The sequence below is a fragment of the Ruegeria sp. BH6 genome, assembly GCF_056538105.1.
Window position 1 is genome coordinate 225,505 of record NZ_JBQFSR010000001.1, and the last position, 24,950, is coordinate 250,454.

The following is a 24,950-nucleotide window of genomic DNA, read 5'->3' on the forward strand; positions in this document are numbered from 1 at the left end:
GTTTCAGTATGAAACTTAGCAATTTTACAGTTTTCCATAACTTTGTTGCCAAAGGTTTGCAAATTTGCCGAAATGTACTTTGGCAACGGCATCCGTGCGTATAGTGTCCGCCTAAATTTCACAGGGAATTAGCGCCATGAAAGACATCCTGACTGAGCTTGAAGACCGCCGCAACGACGCCCGTCTTGGGGGTGGGCAAAAGCGTATCGACGCGCAGCACGGCCGCGGTAAGTTGACAGCACGCGAGCGGATCGAACTGTTGTTGGATGAGGGCAGTTTCGAAGAGTTTGATATGTTCGTCAACCATCGTTGCACTGACTTTGGGATGGAAAATCAAAAGCCTGCGGGTGATGGTGTGGTCACAGGCTGGGGCACAGTCAATGGCCGCATGGTCTATGTGTTTAGTCAGGACTTCACCGTGTTTGGTGGTTCGCTGTCGGAAACCCATGCGCAGAAGATTTGCAAGATCATGGATATGGCGATCCAAAACGGCGCGCCTGTAATTGGAATCAACGACTCGGGGGGTGCGCGAATCCAAGAAGGCGTGGCTTCGCTGGCCGGTTATGCCGAAGTGTTTCAGCGCAACATCATGGCTTCGGGCGTCGTTCCTCAGATCAGCGTGATCATGGGGCCATGTGCGGGCGGTGCGGTTTACAGCCCGGCGATGACCGACTTTATCTTTATGGTCAAAGACACGTCGTACATGTTTGTGACCGGCCCCGATGTGGTGAAAACCGTGACAAACGAAGTTGTCACGGCAGAGGAACTGGGTGGTGCGTCGACCCACACCAAGAAGTCCTCGGTCGCTGATGGCGCGTTTGAAAACGACGTCGAAGCACTTGCCGAGGTGCGCCGTCTGGTCGATTTCCTGCCGCTGAACAACCAAGAGAAACCGCCCGTTCGTCCGTTCTTTGACAGCCCCGAACGGGTTGAAACCTCGCTGGATACTTTGATCCCGGACAATCCCAACACGCCCTACGACATGAAAGAGCTGATCACCAAGGTGGCGGATGAGGGCGATTTCTACGAAATTCAGGAAGATTACGCCAAGAACATCATCACTGGTTTCATCCGGTTGGAAGGGCAGACCGTGGGTGTCGTGGCGAACCAGCCGATGGTTCTGGCCGGATGTCTGGACATTGACAGCTCGCGCAAGGCGGCGCGGTTCGTGCGGTTCTGCGACTGTTTTGAAATCCCGATCCTGACGCTGGTGGACGTGCCCGGATTCCTGCCGGGGACGTCGCAGGAATATGGTGGGGTGATCAAGCACGGCGCCAAGCTGTTGTTTGCCTATGGTGAAGCGACGGTTCCAAAGGTCACCGTGATTACTCGCAAAGCCTATGGTGGCGCCTATGACGTTATGGCCTCCAAGCACCTGCGCGGCGATTTCAACTATGCTTGGCCCACAGCTGAAATCGCGGTGATGGGTGCCAAGGGCGCGACTGAGATCATCCACCGTGCCGATCTGGGCGATGCCGAGAAGATCGCGCAGCACACGCAGGACTACGAAGATCGCTTTGCCAACCCCTTTGTTGCGGCTGAGCGCGGTTTCATCGACGAGGTGATCATGCCGCAATCCACCCGCCGTCGAGTGTCGCGCGCGTTTGCAAGCTTGCGCAACAAGCAGCTGAAAAACCCGTGGAAAAAGCACGACAACATTCCGCTGTAACGGACTGCGCTGAATGACCTGCCCTTTGCAGAATGCTCCTTGGGCGGGTCGTGGCAAGGGTAACTGTCGTTACGTTTGACTTTGAGGCCAAAGCTGCTAGATGAGACGTCTTACCAGATACAAACACGCGCCGGCCGAAAGCCATGCGCACGCGATCCCGGAGAGAGGAGCCCACTTGTGGGTCTGGGATCGCGCTTTTGTACTGGCGTTTCTGGCATGGACTTCCCCAGCAATCGCTCAACCCGAAAACCTGTTGCCTGTCCCCTCTGGTCAGCCCGTGCATCTGAGTGATGTGCTGCTGGACAACAACCCGGGCGAGCTGTGGGTCAGGTTCCGTTTTATCGCGCCCAAGATCGGATCGGACGTTGGACGGATCGGGTATGATGTGGCCTCGGTGGACATGGAACATCTGTGCCAAACCCTTGCGGTGGCCTATGTCGCGAAATACGAGCTTGATCCGGCGCGGGTCGTAATCTCCTTGTCTGATCGACCCCTTGAATTCGGGCGATCTTCACCTGACGCAACTCAGTTCTTTGAAGCCTACCGGTTGGAGCAATCCCAATGTATCTGGGAGGGGCTCTGACCATGAAACCCCGTTTTCACCACGTCCGAGCGTTCCTAGACACCAAAGCGACTTTGGAGGTGCGCGAAATGACCCCGTCTGCAATCGGGTACGAGTTTGTTTCCCCGAATACATCGAACAACGAGGTGCTGGCATGCTGAAGCACCGCGGATTCCCCGGACGTCTGGCCGGAACTGATTTTCAGTTCACCATTCGCCGCGCCAATCCCAAGGGCGTAACCCCGATTGCCCGGCGCGAGCGGTTCCGTGACCGCAAACCCGCCGATCGCCGCGCGGATGCGGCGTTTATGGAAGCGCTGTGGCAGAATTTCGGAGACCAGCCGTTCGAGCGTGGCAACCTGGACGCCGGTCGCCTAAGCTGGTTGTTCGAGCGTGAGGTGATCGCGGCCGAAGATCCGTTCGATCCGGCCAGCTATGATGCGCTGCTGGTGATTGATGTGGACGCGGCGCGCATGTCGTTCCCCGATATCTTCGACGGGATACGCTGATCCGTGCAACCCGCTGTCGCGCATATCCATTCGGGGGAAACTTCGGAAAAAACCCTGCCCAGGATCGGGCAGGGTGGATTTGTGTGCCTAGAAATTCAGCTGGGCCGCGAATTGAACACGGTCCGAGTCAAATGTCCGGCCTGTAGACGCGTCGTTGCGTTCGCCAAAGAAATATTCGGCGCTGAACGTCAGGTCGTCGGTTGCCTTGTAGAAGGCATTGACGTGGATTGTCTCAAGCTCGGTAAAAGCCAGAGTTCCGGTCGAGGTGGGCAGGTCGTAATCTTCTTCGCCATAGGCAATGCCGACATTCCATTTTTCGCTAATTTGCTGCCGGAATTCGACGGTAAATCCGTCAACGTCGTTGGCTTCTCCACCGACGATGGCGTCCCCGAAGCCGATCAGATATGGGCCAAGCGCTTCGCCGTCGACGTAGTTGACTTGAAACAGACCACCTTCCCAGGGACGGATACCAGCCGACAGAGTAAAGCCGGTTTGATCAACTTCGACATCACCGGATTGTGCCCTGCCGTACAAGGCCGAGGCTCGGGCGATGTATTTCCCGTCATTATATTCCGCCGACGCCGTCAGAACCGGATCATCGGAATTCGAAGCGCCGACATTTTCTTCAACCGAAAGGGCAAAGGTTGCGTTGCCGCCAATCTTATTCGTATAGCGTACCTGAGGGACACGCGCGAAGGGGATACCAACGGGGCCGTTGAATTCCACAGAGGTCGGGTAGGTATCCAGCGGCTGGAAGTTGGTCCAGTACTGACCGATCAACCAGTGGTCACCGATTGTGATGTTGGCGTGTCTCAGACGCAATTCGGCCGGACCGTCCGTACCGCCGGAGAAAAGGTCCAGTTCCAGTTGACCACCGATATCGCCCAACGCACTTGGCGTCGTCGTGCGCAATCCGACCCGAGATTGGCGAACCGTGGCGCCAAAGGTTCCATCCGTGGCAAATTGGGGCTCACCAATCCGCGACGTATCGGCCAAGTCGCCAAGTTCAAAATCCGTATCGTAGAAAAAGTCGGCCTTGACGTAGCCATAGAGATCCAAGGTGGTGTTTCCGATCCTCAGGTCTCCGTCTCCGCCCCCAGAGCCGGTATTTGCGGTCTCCAGCGCCTCGACGCGGGCGCGCAGCGCATCCAGTTCGGCCTGGGTTCCGGCATCTTGAGCGAGCGCGAGCGTGCCCGTGACGCAAAGCGCAGAGGCAGTAAGCAAGAGTGCCTTTTTTCTATTTGTAATCATGCAGTTGATTCCTTGTGTGCGAGTGTGCCCACGCAAAGTTTCACGCAAACGTCAGTGGGGGAAATCACGAGAACGGCAAAGAAATCGCCGTTTTCCTCAAGCAAAATTGTGCAAAGAGTCGATATTTTTCACAGCAAGGTGAACAGATCTGTCAACCATACGTTCACAAAGACTTTTTCAAATGGGATCAGCGAACTGAAACGTGATGTTGCACATGCAGAAAATTGCCTCGGAAGCGCGAATTGTAACGGAAGTGTGACTGATTCAGAGGATGGCGTTTTCAAGTCGGGACGACCCGGTGTCGGCACGATTTTGCGCGGGAATTCGCCTTATGGGCGAATTCTGGCCGGAAATTTGGATGGAAACAATACTTTGTTTGCGGCCTCATTTGTGCCGTGCAATGTGATCGGGCCGTGCGGCTCTACTTTGCCTGCGCCGCACAAGCACCTACTATTCCGTACCCCTTCCTTCCGCGGGCAGGTTTGTGAAACCCACAAAATCCTGCCCGCGTTTTTCTTTGCGTACAATGCAGGCGTAATGCGGCATAAATCTGCGCAAAACATCCATTTCCAGCGCTTGTTATTGAATAACAGCGCTTGGTTCCGGCATCTGCGCCCCAATGCATCAAGAAATCTAAAGGGGCAGAACACATGCGAATCTCAAAATTCTTCCTGGCCGTTGCGACCTGCGCGGGCCTTGCTGCCTGCGGCGACTCATTCGGTGAACAGGCGTTGCTTGGCGGCGGCGCAGGGGCACTGGGTTCGGCGGTCATCGGAGCGGATCCGTTTGTCGGCGCAGCAGTCGGGGCTGCGGGCAACGTGCTGTACTGCAAAACACAGAAGAACTGTTACTAACCAAGAATTCGGGGCGCCCGCCGCTCCGGTTGCCATTGCGCATCACGCCGTCGCAGGGTTTACGCCCTGCGGCGGCGTTTTGCGTTTCCAGAACATCAAGACAAAGGACGTTCCATGTTCAACAAGATCCTGATCGCCAACCGGGGTGAGATCGCCTGCCGGGTCATCAAGACTGCACGCAAGATGGGTATCGGCACAGTTGCCATATACTCGGACGCGGACAGACAAGCGTTGCATGTATCGATGGCAGATGAGGCCGTACACATCGGCCCGCCGCCCGCGAACCAGTCCTATATTGTGATCGACAAGGTGATGGATGCCATCCGCAAGAGCGGGGCGCAGGCGGTGCATCCGGGTTACGGTTTTCTGTCTGAAAACGCCAAATTCGCCGAGGCATTGGATGCCGAAGGCGTGGCTTTTGTGGGTCCCCCGGTTGGTGCGATTGAAAGCATGGGTGACAAGATCACCTCGAAGAAAATCGCGCAGGATGCGGGTGTTTCGACTGTTCCCGGTTATATGGGCCTGATCGAAGACGCCGATGAGGCGGTGAAGATTTCGAACGAAATCGGTTATCCGGTCATGATCAAGGCCAGCGCTGGTGGTGGCGGTAAAGGCATGCGGATCGCGTGGAACGACGAAGAAGCGCGCGAGGGGTTCCAGTCCTCCAAGAACGAGGCCGCAAATTCGTTTGGCGATGATCGGATTTTCATCGAGAAATTTGTGACCCAGCCGCGCCATATCGAGATTCAGGTACTGTGCGACAGCCACGGCAACGGGATTTATCTGGGAGAACGCGAATGCTCGATCCAGCGCCGCAACCAGAAAGTCGTGGAAGAAGCCCCGTCGCCCTTCCTTGACCCCGAAACCCGCAAGGCGATGGGCGAACAAGCTGTCGCTCTGGCCAAGGCTGTGAACTACGCCAGCGCGGGTACGGTGGAATTCATCGTGGATGGCGAAAAGAACTTCTACTTCCTTGAAATGAACACACGCCTGCAGGTGGAACACCCAGTGACCGAGTTGATCACCGGCGTCGACCTGGTCGAACAGATGATCCGCGTTGCTGCGGGTGAGCCTCTGTCCATCACGCAGGACGACGTGACCCTGACCGGCTGGGCCATCGAAAACCGTCTGTATGCTGAAGACCCGTATCGCAACTTCCTGCCGTCGATTGGCCGTTTGACCCGCTATCGCCCGCCGCAGGAAACCGCAGCTGGCCCGATGCTGGACAACGGCAAGTGGCAGGGTGATGCGCCCAATGGTGAGGCCGCCGTGCGCAATGATACCGGTGTCTATGAGGGCGGCGAGATCAGCATGTATTACGACCCCATGATCGCCAAGCTGTGTACCTGGGCCCCGACCCGTGAAGCCGCGATTGAGGCGATGCGTGTAGCGCTGGACAGTTTCGAGGTCGAAGGCATCGGTCACAACCTGCCGTTCCTGTCCGCAGTGATGGATCACCCGAAATTCGTCAGCGGCGATATGACAACGGCCTTCATCGCCGAAGAATATCCCGACGGGTTTGAAGGTGTAATCTTGCCCGAGGCCGACTTGCGTCGCATCGCGGCCTCATGCGCGGCGATGCATCGTGTTGCTGAGATTCGCCGCACCCGTGTTTCCGGCCGCATGGATAATCACGAGCGTAAGGTCGGAACCGATTGGACCGTCACCCTGCAAGGTCAGGATTTCGAACTTGCCATCGAGGCGGATCATGACGGGTCAACGGTTACGTTCACTGACGGTGCGGTGATGCGTGTTGCATCAGATTGGACACCGGGCGATCAGCTTGCGTTGCTAGATGTAGACGGCGCTCCGCTTGTTCTGAAGGTCGGCAAAATCTCTGGCGGCTTCCGTATTCGCAATCGAGGGGCTGACCTGAAAGTTCATGTCCGTACACCGCGTCAGGCAGAACTGGCCAAGCTGATGCCCGAGAAGTTGCCACCTGATACCTCGAAAATGTTGCTGTGCCCGATGCCCGGCCTGATCGTGAAGATCGACGTCGAAATAGGTCAGGAGGTTCAGGAAGGTCAGGCGCTTTGTACGGTCGAGGCGATGAAGATGGAAAACATCCTGCGCGCCGAGAAGAAAGGCGTGGTAGCCAAGATCAACGCAGGCCCCGGCGACAGTCTGGCCGTGGACGACGTGATCATCGAGTTCGAGTGATCATGTCCGCGCGTTCGTCATATATCCAAATGGTCCCGGCGTTTTGCGCCGGGTGCTTTGGGCGTGGCGAATGCGTTCAGCCGCCCTGGCGCCGCTCGCGAATCTCGCGTTCGCGCAAGGGGGTTTTGTCGATGGACCGGCCGATTTCACGCACGCTCCATGGGGACGGTTTGCGCAGTTTGACCACGCCGTCCTTGTCGACGAATACCATTTGGAACCCGCGAGGCCGCAACTGCGACCGGATCGGAGACCGCGCCGAAGGGTCGGTGTCGGTCAGCACGACCACATCACGGTCGCGCATCGCTGCCTCGCCTTCGATCAGCATATCGATCTGTTGCTGGAACCGCGGGTCGGCTGGCGTGTCGGCAAAAACGACGATGGGCCGTTTGACCCAAAGAAACTCACTGAGATCACTGTCACCAGTAGGGCGAACAAATTCGTCTTCCACCGGTGCGGACCCGTCGGCAGCCAAGGCGGCCAGCGGGAATAGTGCCGAGAAAACAAGGGCAAGCGTTCGTATCATGGGGCCTCCTGTTGAATTGAATATAGCCCCTGCGTCGGTGAATGCGACCGGCGAATTGCATCAAAGGTTCAAAATTTTGCGTAAAGCGCTGTCTGAACCAACCCGTCCGAACACCACAACGCGCAGGCCAGGCCCCAGCGCGACCCGAATTAAAAAAAGGATATCGCTATGACCGATACGAAAGACTGGCACGCGCTAGCCGAAAAAGAGCTGCGCGGGCGTCCGTTGGAGGATCTGACGAAAGAGACGTTGGAAGGCATCGACGTCAAACCGCTCTATACGCAGGAGGACACTGCCAATCTTCCGCATATGGGATCGTTGCCCGGTTTCGGTCCGTTTACGCGCGGAGTGAAGGCGACGATGTATGCGGGGCGGCCGTGGACAATTCGCCAGTATGCCGGGTTCTCGACGGCCGAGGAATCGAACGCTTTTTACCGCCGCAATCTGGCTGCGGGCCAACAGGGCGTCTCGGTTGCTTTCGATCTGGCGACGCACCGGGGCTATGACAGTGACCACCCGCGCGTGGTTGGCGATGTCGGCAAGGCTGGTGTGGCCATCGACAGCGTTGAAGATATGAAAATCCTGTTCGATGGCATCCCGTTGGACAAGGTCTCGGTATCGATGACGATGAACGGTGCGGTGATCCCCATCCTTGCCAGCTTTATCGTGGCGGGCGAAGAGCAGGGGCACGACAAATCCGTTCTGTCGGGGACTATTCAGAACGACATTCTGAAAGAGTTCATGGTGCGCAACACATATATTTATCCGCCCGATCCTTCGATGAAGATCATCTCGGATATTATTGAATTCACGTCGAATGAGATGCCCAAATTCAATTCGATCTCGATCTCCGGCTATCACATGCAGGAAGCCGGAGCGAACTTGGTGCAGGAGCTGGCCTATACTTTGGCGGACGGGCGTGAATACGTACGCGCCGCAACGCAGGCCGGGATGGATGTGGACAAATTCGCTGGACGCCTGTCGTTTTTCTTTGCCATAGGCATGAACTTCTTCATGGAGATTGCCAAACTGCGTGCCGCACGCACCTTGTGGCACCGGGTTATGACCGAGTTCGGAGCAAAATCCGAGCGGTCGAAGATGCTGCGCACCCACTGCCAGACTTCTGGTGTGTCGCTTCAAGAGCAGGACCCTTACAACAACGTGATCCGCACCGCCTATGAGGCGATGAGTGCGGTTCTGGGCGGTACCCAATCGCTGCATACCAACGCGCTGGACGAGGCGATTGCGCTGCCCACCGATTTCTCGGCACGTATCGCGCGGAATACTCAGTTGGTACTGCAGGAAGAAACCGGCGTGACCGATGTGGTCGATCCGCTTGCCGGGTCCTACTACATCGAAAGCCTGACCAATGAACTGGTCGAAAAGGCCTGGGCATTGATGGAAGAAGTCGAGGAAATGGGCGGTATGACCAAGGCCGTAGCCTCGGGCATGCCGAAACTGCGGATCGAAGAAAGCGCCGCCCGTCGTCAGGCGATGATCGACCGGGGTGACGAGGTTATCGTCGGGGTCAACAAATACCGCAAGGAACAGGAAGATCCGATCGACATCCTGGACGTCGACAATGTCGCCGTGCGTGAGGCTCAGGTGGCACGTCTGGAACGCATTCGCGCCACCCGCGACGAAGCTGCGTGCCAACAAGCGCTGGACGCACTGACCAAGACCGCCCGCGAGGGTGGCAACCTGCTGGCTGCTGCGGTCGAGGCCGCCCGCGCCCGCGCATCCGTAGGAGAGATCAGCATGGCAATGGAGAAAGAATTCGGCCGCCACCGCGCCGAGGTGAAGACTTTGGCCGGTGTCTACGGCGCGGCTTACGAAGGTGATGAGGGCTTTGCTGCGATCCAGAAATCCATTGAGGAGTTCGCCGAAGCCGAAGGCCGTCGCCCCCGTTTGCTGGTGGTCAAGATGGGGCAGGACGGGCATGACAGGGGTGCCAAAGTCATCGCCACAGCCTTTGCCGATATCGGGTTTGACGTGGACGTTGGCCCGTTGTTCCAAACACCTGCCGAAGCTGCGCAAGACGCAGTTGATAACGATGTGCATGTGGTTGGCATTTCCTCGCAGGCCGCGGGGCACAAGACACTGGCGCCGCAACTGGTTGAGGAACTCAAGAAAGCCGGGGCAGAGGACATCATTGTGATCTGTGGCGGCGTGATCCCGCAGCAGGATTATCAGTTCCTTTATGACCATGGCGTGAAGGCGATCTTTGGTCCGGGAACCAATATCCCCGAGGCCGCGCAGGATATCCTGCGTCTGATCCGAGAAGCAAAAGGCTGAGGCCAGCCAAGATTTTTCGCCGAAAAATCTTGTGATTCACCGCCGTTGGCGAAAACATGCGACCAGATCCATCAGGATCTGGTCGTTTTTTGTTGGAGGCAGCGCACGTGTTACTGGATCATTTGGCCGTTGCGGGCGAGACATTGGAAGAAGCCTCGGCCCATATCGAACAGGCATTGGGAGTGCCACTGCAGGCGGGCGGTAAACATGATGCTTTCCGCACGCACAACCGGTTACTGGGTTTGCGGGATGAGCTCTATCTCGAGGCCATCGCGATTGATCCGCAGGCACCAAAACTAAAGCGCACACGGTGGTTCGATCTGGATCGATTTTCTGGCCAGCCGCGCCTAACAAACTGGATATGCCGGGTCTCAGATATCCAGGCCGCACTGTCCATATTCCCAGATGGCGTAGGCCAACCAATTGACCTGACCCGAGGCGCGCTGAGGTGGCAAATGGCGGTCCCGCCCAACGGGCGGCTGCCATTCGACAATCTATTTCCTGCGCTCATTCAATGGCACGGCGATCTACACCCGGCACGTATGTTGCAAGACAGTGGATGCCGCCTGAGACGTTTGGTGGTCTTTCATCCTGACGCTTTGGATCTGGCGCGGTTGCTGGGTAATCTGGAAACCGTGGTGTTCGATACCGGTCCGGCCGCCTTGCGGGCCGAGTTCGAAACCCCGCATGGCCCCCGCGTGCTGGAATGAAAATACGGCGCGCAAAGGTCGCGGACGCCGCCTCAATCGCGGAAATAACCAACACGATCATCCGCGATACGCTTGTGACCTTCACCACGGATGAGCGCAGCGTCGAAAGCATCGCCAAGGATATCGTTTCTCGTGGGGACGGCTATTGGGTTGCGGGAAAAGGCAAGCAAGTTGTGGGTTTTGCCACCTACGGCCCATATCGCTCCGGGCCAGGTTATGCGCAGTGCCGCGAGCTTACGATCCAATTGGCCCCTTATGCGCGGGGGCAAGGGGTTGGGAGGGCATTGATGGCGGCGCTTGAGACCGCCGCCCGGGTGGAAGGTGTGCATGTGCTGGTGGCCGGGATATCCTCGGCGAATCCTGGGGCGGTCGCATTCCACGCGGCGCTGGGGTTTAAGCAAGTGGGGCACATGCCAGAGGTTGGATTCAAATGGGGCAAACGGTTGGATCTTGTGCTGATGCAGAAAATTATTTCCTCTGACCCACCTGTCGTACCTGACAGTCGCGATTTCGGACGCTAGGGTGCGCCCATGTCGATCTGGACCCGCATATCCGATGCGCTAAGTGCGCTTGCCCAGGGTGAAAGCCTTACGGACGTATTTGAAAAACTGCGCACGCCGCCGGAACGCTCGGTTGCGTTTGCAATTGCCGTGATCGCGCTGGGTGCGAAGATGGCAAAGGCTGACGGGCAGGTGACGCGGGATGAGGTCACCGCCTTTCGCGATGTCTTCCAGATTGCCCGCGATGATGAGGCCGGTGCCGCACGTGTTTTCGACATGGCCCGGACGGACGTTGCCGGTTATCAGGACTATGCCCGCAAGATTGCCCGCATGTTTGCCGATGACAGCACCACGCTGTGTGACCTGATGGAGGGGCTGTTTCACATCGCCATGGCCGACGGGTTCTATCACCCGAACGAGAACGAATTTCTGGAACAGGTCAGCCGCATTTTTGGTCAGACCGACGCGCAGTTCATGGCCTTGCGCGCGCGGTTTGTGCCTGACGCACCCAATGACCCTTATACCGTGTTGGGAGTGCCGCACGACATGCCGCTGCCTGAAATCCGCAAGATCTGGCGGCAACTTGTTCGTGATACCCATCCCGACGCGATGATGGCCCGCGGCGTGCCCGAGGAAGCCATCCGTCTGGCCGAGAAAAAGATGATCGACATCAACCGCGCCTGGGACGAGATCAACGGCGCACAGGCGTAGGCGAATGCGGTTGGCGACCTACAATATAGAATGGTTCGCCAACCTGTTTGACCGCAATGATAATTTGGTCGTCAATGATCGCTGGTCCGGTCGTCACAACGTCACCAAAGCGCAGCAGGTCGAGGCCATCGCCAAGGTTCTGACGGCAATTGACGCGGATGCAGTTTTGATTGTCGAAGCCCCCAATTCCGGGAAATCGCAGGACACCATCCGTGCTTTGCAGAATTTTGCCGAGGCGTTTGATCTGCGCACCTCACACGCGGTGATGGGGTTTCCCAACGATACCCATCAAGAGCTGGCGCTGCTTTACGATCCGAATGTGCTGCAAGCGCGGCACGACCCGGTTGCGGGCAACGATGCGGCCCCCAGGTTCGACGACGTGTTCCATATCGACCTCGATATCGATGCGACCGAGGATCTTGTGCGTTTTTCCAAACCCCCGATGGAACTGGCGGTGCAGATCCGATCCGGCGCGCAGCTTCGCCTGATCGGGGCGCATCTGAAATCCAAGGCCCCGCACGGGGCGGGATCGCGGGATGAGGCGATCCGCATCTCGATCGCGAATCGCCGCAAGCAACTGGCGCAGGCCGTGTGGCTGTCTCGGCGTGTCAAAGCGCATGTCGAGGCCGAGGAACAGGTCATCCTGCTGGGCGATTTGAACGATGGGCCGGGGCTGGATGAGTTTGAACACCTGTTTGGCCGATCCTCGGTCGAAATTCTGCTGCAGGCCGGACTGTTTGACCCGCATGCCGCGGGGACGGACGCAGAGCCGTCAACCGCCCGGTTTGCCCGCGAGGGTGGGCGGTATCTTGAGGCGCTGCTGGACTACATCATGGTCAGTGAAAACCTGCGCGCCAAACGTCCGGCGTGGCGTATCTGGCACCCTTTCAAAGACGCAGGCCTTCGTGCGTCAGAGGACTTGCATCAGGCCTTGTTGACCGCGTCCGACCACTTCCCCGTTACTCTGGATATCGCGTTGTGACCTTTTTTCGACGGAAGGCTCTGCTTATATTCTTTGACATGAAACATCTCATTGCGATCTGCGCGTTATCGGTCGCGCTGGCCTTGCCCGCACAGGCCGAGGAAGATACTGGCAAATCCTTGATGGAGCAGGGGGCCGAGCTGTTCTTTGAAGGTTTGCGCAAGGAAATGGAACCCGCGCTGGAAGACTTGCAGGGGCTGGTCAGCCAATTTGGCCCAGCAATGCAGTCATTCTTTGAAGAGATGGGCCCAGCCCTGGCCGAACTGGCGGGTGAGATCGAGGACTGGAGCGCCTATGAAGCACCTGAGATATTGCCCAATGGGGATATCATCATCCGCAAAAAGCCTGAGGATCAACCAGAAGAGCCCGAGCAAATCGAAGAAGAAGCCGACGGAGCGACGGAAATCTAACCTCGGATAGTGACGTGAACCTCTGACTTTAGGGCATTCGCCAAGGAATTCAGGCGCGCTTCGGCCACCTCACTGAACAATGGCTCTGCGGCATTGGGCAGCCGCAGTTCAAGCTGACGCTTTTTGGGATAGAATCGCAGCGTGCCCATTTTGACATCGTGGTGCATCCACAGCATGGCGCCAAAGCGCATGGCCTTGCCCAGAATTTCAGCCTGTTTCTGACCTTTCTCGTCCAGCAGTTTGTAAAGCGGCTCGAACCGGTTGCCCTCGCGTTTGTTGCGATAACGGTGTTGCAGGGCGAGGCCGATAAAAACCCGTTCAGAATGTTTCAATCCGCCCAGATTGGCGCGGGTGACATTGTCGAAACAGATCTCGGCCCGGTAATCGGGATGGGCGCGCCAGCTGACGTCGTGCAGCAGGCAGGCAGCCTTGATCAGGCGCACGCGTGCCTCTGGAGCGGATTTGAACAACGGCATGACAAAATCAAACAGGTGTTTGCCAAATCCGGGCAGACGGGCATCCTTGGCTTCGGAGAAGTAGCTGGCTTCGATCAACGGGTCACGGTCGCGCAGGATCTGCGGCATTTGCTCGTACAGCAGCCCCTCGCGGATGCCATAGCTTGAGATCGCGATGTCCTTGGGTTTGAAAGTGCGGATCAGCCGCGCCAGAACGTCCATCGCATAAGGGATTAGCGCCATGCGGGAACTAGACACGCCCGCCTGACTGCGCAGCTGATCCGGATCACCTTTTTCGATGAACTTTATGGTCTCACGGACTTGTTTTGTGGTCATCCGGTATTCATGCAGCACGTTCAGGGGATAGCCACGGCGCAGCATGTCCAGACGTGCAAAAGCACGCCAGCTGCCGCCCACCAGAAACAGGCGATCCCGCTGCGGTCCCAGCTGATCCCGCAGTTCTTCCATGGTGGCCTTGATATGGGCCTTGCGCGCGCGCCGCCCGCCCTTGATATCGCGTAGTTTCAATGGCCCCAGGGCCGAGGTCAGACGGCGCCCGACTTGACCGTCGCCAATCTCGGCCAGTTCCATGGATGAACCGCCAATGTCGCAGATCAGGCCATAAGCCCCGGGCCAGCCCAGCAACACACCCTGCGCGGACAAGCGCGCCTCTTCGCCGCCGTCTATGACCTGAACGGTCAAACCGGTTTCCGAATGAACCTGATTGCAAAAATCCGGTCCATCCTTGGCTTCGCGCACTGCAGCGGTTGCCACGACATGCAGGCCCGGTAGGTCCAGATCATTGGCCAATTGCTGAAACCGGCGCAAAGCGGACAGCGCACGCTTGCGTCCGCGCGGGTTAAGGAACCCGGATTCCGACAGGCCCGCACCCAGCTCGCACATTATCTTTTCATTGTAGAAATAAGCCGGGGATCGCGCGGCCCCGTCAAAGATTACCATCCGGACCGAGTTCGATCCAACGTCGACCACGCCCACCCGCGACAGGGCGCGGGCCTCGGGGTTGTCGAACAAGGGCTTGCCGAACGATCCCCAGTCCGGGATTTTGGCTTCTGCGATCTGATCCATGTCTTTTCCAGATATTCGGGTGGCAGAATGCGAAATCGCAGTGTGCGGGTCAATTGTCGGATGCGACATCTGTCATGTCCGCGTTTAGCACCCGGATCGCAAGAGCGCGGGTGATTTCCCGCTTTTCCGACAAGGCCAGATGATCCAACCGGGCTACGACCTCGGCTGCGGTCTTGAACCGCCGATCCATGTGCTTGACGAGATAGGCAATCACGTCTGGTCCGGGATTCAGTTGGCGGTCGACAAACAGCTTGGCCAGAACGGCCCCCAAAAGGGCATCGTCCGGTGGGTCCAGCGCCACGTGATGCGCCCCTTCGATCCGGCTTTGCAGATCGGGCAGTGGCAGTTCCCACAGCTTTGGCGCCAACCGCCCGGTCATCAACAACGCATGGCCTTCTGCCAGCAGCAGATTGTGCAGGTGAAACAGGGTTTTCTGCTGATCGAGGTCGCCTGCGACCATCGGAATATCTTCGACCGCTATCGGAGTGTTGGCCAAGGCGGGCACGTCTTCGTACCGCACATCGCGAGCCTGAATGATCCGCCCGCCGGTTTCGGCAGCCCAGACATGGGCCAGATGCGTTTTGCCAGACCCGGCAGGGCCGCTGAGGACCAGCTTGTTGCCGGGCCACGACGTCGCCGAGATCATCGCAACGGCCAGCGCATTGGCGGGCGAGACAAAAAAATCCTCGCGGCCCAGTGCGGTTTTGGCCGGTAGATCAAAGCTGAGTTGTTGGGCCATTTATTCGTCTTCCTGCTTCAACCCGTCGAGGCCGGTATACAGGCGGCTGTCCAGATAGATTGAGGTCAGGAACCGGGCGACCACGCCCAGCGCTGCGGCAACCGGAACAGCAACCAGCATACCCACAAAGCCGAACAGCGCACCAAAGACGGACAGGGCCAGCAGCAGCCAGACAGGGTGCAACCCGACCGAGCTGCCAACCAGCTTGGGCGTCAGGAAATTGCCCTCGGTCACCTGTCCCAGCGCGAAGATGCCTGCCACCAGGCCGATATGAAGCCAATCGCCCCAGAACTGAAACAGCGCAAGGCCGATAGCCAACGTGCCGCCAATCAGGGCACCCAGATAGGGGATGAATGTCACGAGCCCCGCGATGAAGCCCACGATCAGGCCGAATTGCAGACCAACGATCATCAGCGCAACGGCGTAATAAGTGCCCAGGATCAGACAGACGGTTCCCATGCCGCGGACGAATGAGGCAAGAACATCGTCAATCTCACCCGCCAGCCGCTTGATCGTTGGGGCGTGGTCACGAGGTAGCAGCTCTCCTATGCGGGCTATCATACGATCCCAATCTAACAACAGATACACGGCGACCACCGGCACGATGACAAGCAGAACCACCACGTTGATGGCTGATCCCAGCGAAGCGGCGACGGATTGCAGAACGTCTCCAGTTTTGGATTGCAACGTCTCGCCCAGCGACACAAGGAATTGGTGAGAGCTGGATTCGGTATCCAGCAGGGATGGGAATTGTTTTTCGATGAAGCCGCGCAGTTCTTTAAGCAGACTGGGCATAACTTCGACCAGATCGATCAACTGGGTAATCAGCGCGGGCACCACCATCAGCACCATGAGCACAAATCCCAGAACGCCGACAATGGTGATGATCCCTGTCGCGGCCATTCGCGACAGCCCCAAGTTTTCCAACCGGTCTGCAATTGGATCAAGGAAGTAAGCGATTGCTCCGCCAATCACAAAGGGCAAAAGAACGTCGCCAAGTGCCCACAATAGAAGCACAAAAACTACAGCGGCTATGCCCCAGTACCTGAGCTGATCCTTCACCGGCAAAGCCATGGCTGTCCCCTTGTTTTCGGCTCTTGCCAGTGTTCTTGGCGCATGCAGCCCCATGATGCAAGCGCTTCATCGCCCGTACATTTCCCGGGCGCTAATCGCTGAGCGTTCCCAGTTCAGGCGTGGCGTCATGGGCGGCCTCGTCCGGCCAGTTGGTGCGCCAGATTTCCGCAGACCAATGGCCGCAATGTACCGCGGGCCGTTCAAAGCCGGGCAGGGGGTCGACCAGAGGTGAAACCACCACGTCATGGCGGGGCACGGCAAAATATGGAAACGAGTAGCGTTCCTGTCCCGAGCGATTCACCACCCGATGCGGCGTAGATTTCAGCCGCCCGCCGGACCACAGCTCCAGCATATCCCCGATATTGACGACAAACCCGCCCGGCGGGCAGTCAGGGCTGACCCAACTATCGTCCATGGTTTGCACCTCGAGCCCGCCAACGGGGTCAGGGGCGATGATGGTCAAGGCATCGGTGTCTTTGTGGGGATGAATGCCATAGCCGCCCTCATCGGGGGCTTGAGGAGGATAGTGCAGCAGAGTCATGTTGGTCATGGGGTCGCGGAAAGCGTCCCGCAATTGGCGTGGGGGCAGGCCCAGACCTGTTTCCAACGCACCCAGCAAGGCATCTGCAACGCGGTCGAGTTGGGACCAGTAGTCAAGGATCATTCCGCGAGCGTCTGGCACCTGCGACGGCCAGACATTCGGGCCGTACAAGGCACAATCATTGCGGATCGGCGCATCGCTGGCGACCTCATGGTGCAACTTGTAGCCTTCGTATTTGTCCGCCTTGCCAGACCCGTCATTTGGGGTGAAGAACCCCAGCGGGATGAACCCGCGATAATTGTCGCGGGTGATGGCCTGATCCCACTTGGCACCTTCTTCAACGTCAAAGATGGCCTGCACACAGACGCGCATGTTTTGAACCGTGTCAGTGGATATGTCAGTTCCAGTGATCGACAAAAAACCGATATCGGTGCAGGCGCTCATGACCTGCTGAACGGTATGCTCATAGTCCGCATGGGACGCATTAAACAGCGGGGCGATGTCGATTGTGGGAATGCGACCCATCAGTGAACCCTGACGCCTTGGCGATCAAGTTCAGCATGAACCGGGGCTAGGTTCAGCCCATGCAAGTCCTGATTGCTTTTCAGCGACAGGGCGGCTGCAATCCCGGCCCCCTGACCCATGACCGCACAGCAGGACATATTGCGGGTGGCGGCATGGGCCACCTTGTCCGCCCCGTGCGACCGGCCTGCAACCAGCAGCCCCTTAACGCCTTTCGGCAGCATCGAACGGTAGGGCACATGCATATACCGGCCCGTGGTCGGCAGGATCAGGATGCCATAGCCGTCGATGAATTCGGGATAGATGCCGATCGTATCCTCGAACCGACCCTGATGCCGGGCGTCGTCCTCGGTCATATTGTAGATCGCATCGATCTTGCGGGTGTCGCGAATGCCGATGGTCATGCCGAAATTTCGCAGACGCGCGTTTTCGCAGCCGGGCATGAAACGGCGCAGCGCCTCGATGGCCAGCATCGATTGACGACGGCCCTCGATCTCGCCACGGGTCAGGCTGTCGGGATCAGTGCCGTCTATCCCGTCCATATGGATCAGGTTCATATAAGTCAGCTCACCCGTATCGTGGACCGCGCCCCAAGTGCCGGCGATGGTGTTCAGATGCGGTGGGATCAGACCCTGTTCGATGGCTTGCTGGAACGGTTTCTTGACGAAGGGTGAGAACATGTCGTCCTCTTTGCCACTGGTTTCAATGTTCCACTCGCCACCGCCGCCCCAGTCCTTATAGGTCTGCGGGTCGGCCTTGACGCCCTCCATGAAGGCGCGCTTGTCGACGCCTGCCAGATGGAACATGACCGAAGCGGCCATCATATCCTCGCGCGCGGTCTTGTAGGTGGGCGCGCCTGCGCGATGGGCTACATCCGCGTCCCCGGTGGCGTCGATCACTACCTTGGCCAAAACCGCCTCACGCCCGGCTTTGGATTCGGTGATGACGCCGGTGATCCGGTCACCATCCATGATTGGAGCAACGAATTGACGGTGCAACATCGGATGCACCCCGGCCTCTTCGACCAGCTTGTCAGCAACCAGTTTGAACCCTTCGCTGTCCAACTCATAGCTGAGCGACTGGCTTTCTGGCACCGCTGCCCCCATGTCCCGGGCGCGGGTTTCAAATTCCAGACCAATGCCGCCTGCTTCGACGGTTTTCTCATGGCGGTACCAAGCAAATCCTTCGACTCCCACGGCGGTGATATTGCCACCCATGCAGCCAAAGCGGTCGACCAGAGACACTTCGGCCCCTGCGCGCGCTGCTGCCAAGGCAGCGGCCAGCCCCGCGGGGCCGGAGCCCACGACTAGAACGTCGGTTTTATGAACGACGGGAATTTGACGGGTGGGTTCCTGAATGGTTTGCATCGGCGCCTCATGGGTTTGCATTTTAGCCACCATTGAAAACCTTGGCTGGCGGGTCAATCAAAATTCCGACCGTCCCGAGGTCGCAAAATAACCAATGGCCGATTGCCCCCGGCGGGGCTTTGGAATAAGGACCTTTGAAGTCGAATTCTCACCCGTGAAGGTCATACAATGCGCCTCAGCCGTTACTTTCTGCCCGTTCTCAAGGAAAACCCGTCCGAGGCCCAGATCGTCAGCCACCGGCTGATGCTGCGCGCCGGGATGATCAAGCAAGCATCGGCCGGGATTTATTCCTGGCTGCCGCTGGGTTTCAAAGTTCTGCGTAAGTTGGAAAATATCATCCATGAAGAGCAGGCGCGCGCAGGCCATATCGCGATCCAGATGCCGATTATCCAATCGGCAGACCTGTGGCGTGAATCCGGGCGCTATGATGACTACGGTCAGGAAATGCTGCGTATGAAGGACCGGCATGACCGGGATATGCTGTTCACGCCCACGGCCGAAGAGCTGGTCACCGATATCTTCCGCGGCCACGTCAGCAGCTACAAGGACCTGCCGCTGACGTTGTACCAAATCCAGTGGAAGTTCCGTGACGAGATCCGCCCGCGCTTTGGCGTGATGCGGGGGCGCGAGTTCTACATGAAGGACGGGTATAATTTCGACCTGACCAAAGAGGACGCGCTGCACGCATATAACCGTCATCTGGTTACCTACCTGCGCACCTATGAACGCATGGGCCTGCAGGCGATCCCGATGCGTGCGGACAGCGGCCCGATCGGGGGAGACAACACCCATGAATTCCTCGTGCTGGCTGATACAGGTGAATCCGAGGTGTTCTATGACAGCGCCGTCACTGACCTGACGTTTGGCGACCGTCAGATCGACTATGACGACCGGGCGCAGTGTCAGGCCATTCTGGAAGAGTTCACCTCGAAATACGCCCGTACCGATGAAACCCATGACGAGGCGCTGTTCAATCAGTTGCCCGAAGAGCGTCGCCGTGTGGCGCGCGGGATCGAGGTGGGCCAGATCTTCTACTTTGGAACCAAGTATTCCGAGGCGATGGGCGCGACTGTTCAAGGCCCCGATGGCAAGCCAACGCCGGTCCATATGGGCAGCCATGGCATTGGTGTCAGCCGCTTGATCGGTGCGATCATCGAAGCCAGCCATGACGACAAGGGCATCATCTGGCCCGAGGGCGTAACACCGTTCCATTGCGGTATCGTAAACCTCAAGCAGGGTGATGATGAGGCTGACGCCGCCTGCGACAAACTCTATGGCGCGCTGACCGCACTGGGTCTTGAGCCGCTGTATGATGACCGCAACGAACGGGCAGGGGGCAAGTTTGCCACCATGGACCTGATCGGCTTGCCGTGGCGTATCACCGTCGGGCCGCGGGGTCTGAAAAACGGCGTCGTTGAGCTGACCTGCCGCCGTACCGGTGAAAGCGAGGAGTTGAGCCCCGAAGCTGCCGTCACGAAAGTTGCCGAAATCTATGAGCAAATCGCCTGAACAGGATCATCGGCCGCTGATCTCGGTCGTCACCGTTACGCGGAACCTGATCGAAGCAGGGCGCGAGGTGCAAGTCCTCGCCGCCCTGGACAGCGTGCAGTCGCAAAAGCTCCGTGACATCGAGCATGTGATCTGGGACGGCCAATCCGATGACGGAACGCAGGACCTGCTGAAAGACACGATTCAGAAATTCTCGAAGTCGGGCGACCCCATTCCTGTGCGGTATTTCTGTGAGGCAGACAAAAGCCTGTATGACGCGATGAACCAGGCGGTTGATCGGTGTCGCGGCGAGTATGTCTTGTTTCTCAACTCGGACGATCTGATTGCAGACCCTGACAGCCTGTTGAGGGTGCAAAAAGCTATCGAGCCCGATAAGCCCGATTTTGTGTATGGTGAAACCGTCTTTTTCGATGATGAGGGCAACCGCCGTCATGCCCGTCGGCTAACCCCGAAATCCATCTTGCAGCGCTTACCATTCGGTCACAATGCGATGGTCCTGAAACGGGCGTTGTTTCAGGAATTGGGCGGTCACGACCTGCAATTCCGTATCGCCGCGGACTATGACATGGTTTTGCGAATGATCCTGTCTGGCCATTCCGGCCAGCGGTTGCAGGCCCCAATATCACTGTTTCGGATCGGTGGAGTATCAGCAGACACAGACGCTGCCGGGGCCGAAATGGCCGCATGTTGGCTGAAAAACTACAGTCAGTTCTGCGATCTGTCCGGGTACTCGGACGCGCAGCGCTTTGGGTGGTACAAGCAAGGCCATTTGCCGGTTCGGGTTTCAGGCGCCATTTTGCTGAAATCGCTATCGCAGCCTGCTATCGCGCGTGCCGCGCTTTACAGCCTGACAAAGACGTTACGTCGCAAGGCTCAGTTCTGGCGGTCTTTCTAGGTTCACTGCGGTTCCGGTCGTTCCGTCAGAATTTCACCATCCGCACTGTTGCCGCGTGCAACGACAATCGGACGGCCCAGACGTCTGACCAGATCTTTGTATTCGAACCCTAGAAAGCGTATCCCACAAACCCGTTGATCGGTCGTGCGATCCGTAATGCACAGCCGCCCCTGACGGAACGCCAATCGGTATCCTTTGTCTTTCAGGATATCGGTCAAACTTGCCCAGCTTGCCGCTGTATCGAAAACAGGGCGAATGACTGCGCGCAACAATGCTGCTGTTTCACAATCCAGTTCTGAAGATGCGTTTCGGACCAAAATCGGGTCCAACAATTCCTTATTACTCTTTACAAACATGAGCGACCCCCGCTCTAAAAATGATATCCCCCTTACATCTAGGGTGACAAAGTTTTAAAAAATAAGCAAAAGGCGAAAGAATATTGCTTAATCAATGTTGCATTTTGAGTTCAGTAACTCACGCAACGGCCCTATTGACTTCATAGCTGAAACAATTGGGGGTTGTCTGTGAAGGGGGTCACAACCAAGGGTGTAATCTGGATCTTTTCTCTCTCCTTTCGCCAGAGCGAGCTTCCCGACACCTAGGGTGATTCGTATTGGGCCATGCCAATAAAAGTCGCAGGATTGCCTATCGCCGGGCGGGACGCGCATAACCACCTTGACCATCCCGGCAAATGCCGAAAGGGTCGCGCAAACCAAAAAGCCCCGGAGCAGACATGGCCAAGACGCCCCCGCCCTTTGCCCCATTCGAATGGAAGATCGCCTGGCGATACCTGCGCGCACGCCGTGCCGAGGGCGGTGTCAGCGTGATGACCTGGATTTCACTGATCGGAATTACACTGGCGGTGTTTGCCCTGATCGCGACGCTGGCCGTTCGGTCCGGCTTCCGATCCGAGTTCGTGGGTACCATTCTGGGGGCCAATGCGCATGTCACTGTCTACTCGGCGGGTAATTTCGATGCGCAGGGTAACCTGGACCGCACCATCGCGGATTATGACGGAGTGGCTGAGCGCGTTGCGCAGGTGCCCGGCGTTGAACGCGCCGCGCCCTTGGTCAAAGGGCAGGTGCTGATTACCAATCGCGAGCGCAGCAGCGGGGTTGAGGTCTTTGGCATTCAGCCTGACGACCTGCTGGACTTGCCCGGCGTCGCCGAAAGCGAACAGGCGGTTGGGGATCTTTCCGAATTCCAGAATGGAGAGGACGTTATCGCCATCGGTTCGGGCGTGGCGCGCAGTATTGGGGCAACTGTGGGGGATACGGTCAAACTGACGTCCCCTAACGGGGTGAAGACGGCCTTTGGTACCTCACCTCGTGTGAATGCCTATCGGGTGGTCTATGTCTTCTCGGCCGGGCGCTATGATATCGACCGCACCCGCGTTTATATGCCGTTCGAACAGGCGCAGGGCTTTTTCAACCGCGAGGGCGTTGCGGATGAGATCGAGGTGATGGTTGACCGCCCTGAAGAACTGACACCGATCCTGATCCCTATTCTTGAGGCCGCCGGCGAACGAAGTCAGATCTGGACCTGGCAGGACGCCTCGGGCGGGTTCCTGCGCGCGTTAGAGGTCGAGGACAACGTGATGTTTATCATCCTGTCGATCCTCGTGTTGATTGCGGCGATGAATATCGTCTCGGGGTTAATCATGCTGGTGAAGAACAAGGGGCGCGATATCGGCATCCTGCGCACCATCGGTCTGAGCGAGGGGTCCGTACTGCGGGTGTTCTTCATCTGCGGTGCATTCACCGGCATCATAGGCACCGTGATGGGTGTTGTTCTGGGTTGCTTGTTCGCGATTTATATCGACCCGATCTTTTCGTTCGTGAACTACGTCATGGGTGGCGGCGTCTGGGACCCTTCCATTCGCGGCATCTATACCCTGCCCGCCGAACTGCACCTGTCGGACGTGTTGAAGGCAATCGGCTTGTCGCTGGGCCTGTCCTTTTTCGTCACCTATTTCCCCGCCCGCCGCGCGGCGCGGCTGAATCCGGTTGAGGCGCTGCGCTATGAATGATGTGACATTGCGATTGAGCGGTCTGACCAAGACCTATCTGAAGGGCACACCGGGCGAGGTTCAGGTGCTGCGTGGGGCCGATCTGGAACTGCACGCGGGCGAAGCGGTGGCGCTGGTTGCACCATCCGGCGCGGGCAAGTCGACCCTTTTGCACATGGCCGGTTTGCTGGACACGCCGGATGACGGCTCGGTCGAGATTGCGGGTCAGAATGTCAAAGGTAAGGGCGACCGGACCCGCACCGCTTTGCGGCGTCAGGACGTGGGGTTCGTCTATCAGTTCCACCATCTGCTGCCCGAATTCACGGCGCTGGAGAATATCACTTTGCCGCAACTGGCCAACGGGGTGTCCGAGGCGGCGGCACAGGCGCGGGCGAAGTCTTTGCTGGACCGCGTTGGCGTGGCACCGCGCGCTGATCACCGCCCGGCGGCGCTGTCAGGTGGAGAACAACAGCGGGTTGCTTTTTGCCGGGCGCTGGCCAACAAGCCGCGCGTTCTGCTGGCGGATGAGCCGACAGGAAATCTGGATCCCGAAACCTCGGATCAGGTGTTTGACGCGCTGATGGCACTGGTGCGGGACGAGGGGCTGTCGGCACTCATCGCCACGCATAACATGGAACTTGCCGCGCGGATGGACCGCAAGCTGCGGTTGGAGGGCGGTGTACTCAGGCCAGTTGAGTGATCGCAACGCCCGCGGCCATCACGGCGATCCCACCTGCGCGTATCCATGTCAGTGGCGTGACTTGCGCGCCGAAAAGTCCGAAGTGGTCGATGGCTGCCGTACTGATCAGTTGCCCGAGTAAAACGAAGAACACCGCATTACCGACACCGAAATGCGGTGCGACATGGGTGATGGATAGGACGTAAAAGGCGATCAGGACACCGGCCAATAGCAGGTGTTTCGGGGCCTGCGTGACTTTGGGCAGCGCGCCCGTGCCGGTAAAAAGAACCATCACCAGCGCGGATGCTGCGAACGCGATGGCGAACAGGATGACGGCGGCGGTGGTCGGTGATCCGATCAGCTTTCCAAGCGCCGCGTTCAGAGCGGCAAGGATTGGAACGCCAATCCCAGCGGCCAGCATGATAACTGCATATTGTGTCATTGCCCGTACCCATCTGCTTCGTTGATCTGGATCATTGCGCCAAGCCGGCCCTCGGGCAAGCCTGTATATGTCAATCTTGACAGGAGGATGCGATGCCCAGACCCCTAATGACTGCCGTTTCGTTCGGAGTGCTTGTGACCGCTGCGCAGGTCGCGGCGCAAGACGTGGATACCGGGGCCGAACTGTATCAGCACTATTGTGCAACCTGCCACGGTATCGATGCGACCGGGCATGGACCGATGGCTGGGATATTGGTCATTCAGCCGGTTGATCTGACTAAGCTGGCCGAAGAAGACGGTGTTTTCCCAACTGCGCGCGTTGTTGCGCGGATTGACGGGCGCGATCCACTGGTCAGCCACGGTAGCCCGATGCCAGTTTATGGGCCATACTTCGACGGTCAGGATACCTCGATGAAAACACCCGAGGGGCAGCCGATTCTGACCAGCCAGCCGATCGTGGATTTGATCGCCTATCTTGAAACATTACAGGGCGGGTAAC

General features: G+C 58.0%; 26 protein-coding genes. 17 read left to right on the forward strand and 9 right to left on the reverse strand.

All coding sequences use genetic code 11. The annotated features are described in order from the left end of the window. Positions 1-136: 136 nt before the first annotated feature. The 4 genes from ACR0B8_RS01125 to ACR0B8_RS01140 all read left to right on the forward strand — a co-directional run bounded on the left by ACR0B8_RS01125 (position 137) and on the right by ACR0B8_RS01140 (position 2,739). Positions 137-1,669 (forward strand): acyl-CoA carboxylase subunit beta, encoded by a 1,533-nt coding sequence (locus ACR0B8_RS01125; RefSeq protein ID WP_170347979.1) that lies wholly within the window; start codon positions 137-139, stop codon positions 1,667-1,669. Between the two features lie 175 nt (positions 1,670-1,844). Beyond that, the gene (locus ACR0B8_RS01130) at positions 1,845-2,252 is read left to right on the forward strand and encodes a DUF6497 family protein (RefSeq protein ID WP_254437221.1); all 408 of its coding nucleotides are present in this window, start codon (positions 1,845-1,847) and stop codon (positions 2,250-2,252) included. 2 nt (positions 2,253-2,254) lie between these two features. Further along, positions 2,255-2,392 carry a hypothetical protein gene (locus ACR0B8_RS01135; protein ID WP_170360362.1) on the forward strand — a complete coding sequence of 46 codons (138 nt, stop codon included), beginning with the start codon at positions 2,255-2,257 and terminating at the stop codon, positions 2,390-2,392. After that, complete coding sequence (locus ACR0B8_RS01140) at positions 2,386-2,739, forward strand: alpha-amylase family protein (RefSeq protein ID WP_170347980.1); 354 nt, start codon at positions 2,386-2,388, stop codon at positions 2,737-2,739. Before ACR0B8_RS01135 ends, ACR0B8_RS01140 begins: the two co-directional genes overlap by 7 nt. An 87-nt stretch (positions 2,740-2,826) precedes the next feature. On the opposite strand, the gene ACR0B8_RS01145 is transcribed toward ACR0B8_RS01140, so the two are convergent. Then, entirely contained in the window at positions 2,827-3,990 is a 1,164-nt protein-coding gene (locus ACR0B8_RS01145) for a DcaP family trimeric outer membrane transporter (RefSeq protein WP_226688727.1), read from the reverse strand. A gap of 650 nt (positions 3,991-4,640) precedes the next feature. Between ACR0B8_RS01145 and ACR0B8_RS01150 the strand changes: the two genes are divergently transcribed. Together ACR0B8_RS01150 and ACR0B8_RS01155 are read left to right on the forward strand one after the other, a co-directional pair. Further along, a complete protein-coding gene (locus tag ACR0B8_RS01150; protein WP_170347982.1) occupies positions 4,641-4,844 on the forward strand; it encodes a hypothetical protein in 204 nt (67 codons plus the stop codon). A 114-nt stretch (positions 4,845-4,958) separates the two neighbouring features. Further along, positions 4,959-7,004 (forward strand): acetyl-CoA carboxylase biotin carboxylase subunit, encoded by a 2,046-nt coding sequence (locus tag ACR0B8_RS01155; protein ID WP_480657916.1) that lies wholly within the window; start codon positions 4,959-4,961, stop codon positions 7,002-7,004. Between the two features lie 76 nt (positions 7,005-7,080). Here the strand turns inward: ACR0B8_RS01155 and ACR0B8_RS01160 are convergent, their stop codons facing one another. Continuing rightward, positions 7,081-7,527, reverse strand: a complete 447-nt coding sequence (locus ACR0B8_RS01160; protein ID WP_170360357.1) for a DUF4174 domain-containing protein — start codon at positions 7,525-7,527, stop codon at positions 7,081-7,083. A 168-nt stretch (positions 7,528-7,695) separates the two neighbouring features. Between ACR0B8_RS01160 and scpA the strand changes: the two genes are divergently transcribed. The 6 genes from scpA (at position 7,696) to ACR0B8_RS01190 (ending at position 13,135) form a co-directional block, all read left to right on the forward strand. Beyond that, positions 7,696-9,822, forward strand: a complete 2,127-nt coding sequence (scpA, locus tag ACR0B8_RS01165) for a methylmalonyl-CoA mutase (RefSeq protein WP_170374428.1) — start codon at positions 7,696-7,698, stop codon at positions 9,820-9,822. A gap of 107 nt (positions 9,823-9,929) precedes the next feature. After that, positions 9,930-10,532: a VOC family protein gene (locus ACR0B8_RS01170; RefSeq protein WP_480657914.1), complete on the forward strand. Its 603-nt coding sequence runs from the start codon at positions 9,930-9,932 to the stop codon at positions 10,530-10,532. Further along, entirely contained in the window at positions 10,529-11,053 is a 525-nt protein-coding gene (locus tag ACR0B8_RS01175) for a GNAT family N-acetyltransferase (protein ID WP_170409079.1), read from the forward strand. Before ACR0B8_RS01170 ends, ACR0B8_RS01175 begins: the two co-directional genes overlap by 4 nt. Positions 11,054-11,062: 9 nt before the next feature. Next, on the forward strand, positions 11,063-11,743 hold the full coding sequence (locus tag ACR0B8_RS01180; protein ID WP_170347988.1) for a molecular chaperone DjiA: 681 nt from the start codon (positions 11,063-11,065) through the stop codon (positions 11,741-11,743). A gap of 4 nt (positions 11,744-11,747) precedes the next feature. Beyond that, positions 11,748-12,725: an endonuclease/exonuclease/phosphatase family protein gene (locus ACR0B8_RS01185; protein ID WP_170360350.1), complete on the forward strand. Its 978-nt coding sequence runs from the start codon at positions 11,748-11,750 to the stop codon at positions 12,723-12,725. A gap of 38 nt (positions 12,726-12,763) precedes the next feature. After that, positions 12,764-13,135 carry a hypothetical protein gene (locus ACR0B8_RS01190; RefSeq protein WP_170347990.1) on the forward strand — a complete coding sequence of 124 codons (372 nt, stop codon included), beginning with the start codon at positions 12,764-12,766 and terminating at the stop codon, positions 13,133-13,135. Here ACR0B8_RS01190 and ACR0B8_RS01195 read toward each other — a convergent pair. The 5 genes from ACR0B8_RS01195 to ACR0B8_RS01215 all read right to left on the reverse strand — a co-directional run bounded on the left by ACR0B8_RS01195 (position 13,132) and on the right by ACR0B8_RS01215 (position 18,919). Then, positions 13,132-14,676 carry a Ppx/GppA family phosphatase gene (locus tag ACR0B8_RS01195; RefSeq protein ID WP_170360348.1) on the reverse strand — a complete coding sequence of 515 codons (1,545 nt, stop codon included), beginning with the start codon at positions 14,674-14,676 and terminating at the stop codon, positions 13,132-13,134. The two genes, ACR0B8_RS01190 and ACR0B8_RS01195, sit on opposite strands and share 4 nt — an antisense overlap. 49 nt (positions 14,677-14,725) lie before the next feature. Further along, entirely contained in the window at positions 14,726-15,415 is a 690-nt protein-coding gene (locus ACR0B8_RS01200) for an HdaA/DnaA family protein (RefSeq protein ID WP_480657912.1), read from the reverse strand. Further along, on the reverse strand, positions 15,416-16,489 hold the full coding sequence (locus ACR0B8_RS01205; RefSeq protein ID WP_170360345.1) for an AI-2E family transporter: 1,074 nt from the start codon (positions 16,487-16,489) through the stop codon (positions 15,416-15,418). A 91-nt stretch (positions 16,490-16,580) separates the two neighbouring features. Next, entirely contained in the window at positions 16,581-17,555 is a 975-nt protein-coding gene (locus tag ACR0B8_RS01210; protein ID WP_170360342.1) for an isopenicillin N synthase family dioxygenase, read from the reverse strand. After that, positions 17,555-18,919 (reverse strand): FAD-dependent oxidoreductase, encoded by a 1,365-nt coding sequence (locus ACR0B8_RS01215; protein WP_226688816.1) that lies wholly within the window; start codon positions 18,917-18,919, stop codon positions 17,555-17,557. Before ACR0B8_RS01215 ends, ACR0B8_RS01210 begins: the two co-directional genes overlap by 1 nt. Positions 18,920-19,087: 168 nt before the next feature. Between ACR0B8_RS01215 and proS the strand changes: the two genes are divergently transcribed. Continuing rightward, on the forward strand, positions 19,088-20,428 hold the full coding sequence (gene proS, locus ACR0B8_RS01220) for a proline--tRNA ligase (protein ID WP_226688723.1): 1,341 nt from the start codon (positions 19,088-19,090) through the stop codon (positions 20,426-20,428). Further along, entirely contained in the window at positions 20,412-21,323 is a 912-nt protein-coding gene (locus ACR0B8_RS01225) for a glycosyltransferase family 2 protein (RefSeq protein ID WP_170577353.1), read from the forward strand. Before proS ends, ACR0B8_RS01225 begins: the two co-directional genes overlap by 17 nt. Positions 21,324-21,325: 2 nt before the next feature. Here the strand turns inward: ACR0B8_RS01225 and ACR0B8_RS01230 are convergent, their stop codons facing one another. Next, complete coding sequence (locus tag ACR0B8_RS01230) at positions 21,326-21,679, reverse strand: hypothetical protein (RefSeq protein ID WP_170347997.1); 354 nt, start codon at positions 21,677-21,679, stop codon at positions 21,326-21,328. Between the two features lie 377 nt (positions 21,680-22,056). On the opposite strand from ACR0B8_RS01230, the gene ACR0B8_RS01235 reads away from it, so the two are divergent. Next, positions 22,057-23,352, forward strand: coding sequence for a lipoprotein-releasing ABC transporter permease subunit (locus tag ACR0B8_RS01235; RefSeq protein ID WP_170360336.1), 1,296 nt, complete (start codon positions 22,057-22,059; stop codon positions 23,350-23,352). Beyond that, positions 23,345-24,031: an ABC transporter ATP-binding protein gene (locus tag ACR0B8_RS01240; RefSeq protein WP_480657909.1), complete on the forward strand. Its 687-nt coding sequence runs from the start codon at positions 23,345-23,347 to the stop codon at positions 24,029-24,031. Before ACR0B8_RS01235 ends, ACR0B8_RS01240 begins: the two co-directional genes overlap by 8 nt. Here ACR0B8_RS01240 and ACR0B8_RS01245 read toward each other — a convergent pair. Next, positions 24,015-24,452 carry a DMT family transporter gene (locus tag ACR0B8_RS01245; RefSeq protein ID WP_170360332.1) on the reverse strand — a complete coding sequence of 146 codons (438 nt, stop codon included), beginning with the start codon at positions 24,450-24,452 and terminating at the stop codon, positions 24,015-24,017. The genes ACR0B8_RS01240 and ACR0B8_RS01245 overlap by 17 nt on opposite strands. A gap of 92 nt (positions 24,453-24,544) precedes the next feature. Between ACR0B8_RS01245 and ACR0B8_RS01250 the strand changes: the two genes are divergently transcribed. Continuing rightward, the gene (locus ACR0B8_RS01250; RefSeq protein WP_170360330.1) at positions 24,545-24,949 is read left to right on the forward strand and encodes a c-type cytochrome; all 405 of its coding nucleotides are present in this window, start codon (positions 24,545-24,547) and stop codon (positions 24,947-24,949) included. The last annotated feature ends 1 nt before the right edge of the window (position 24,950 follow it).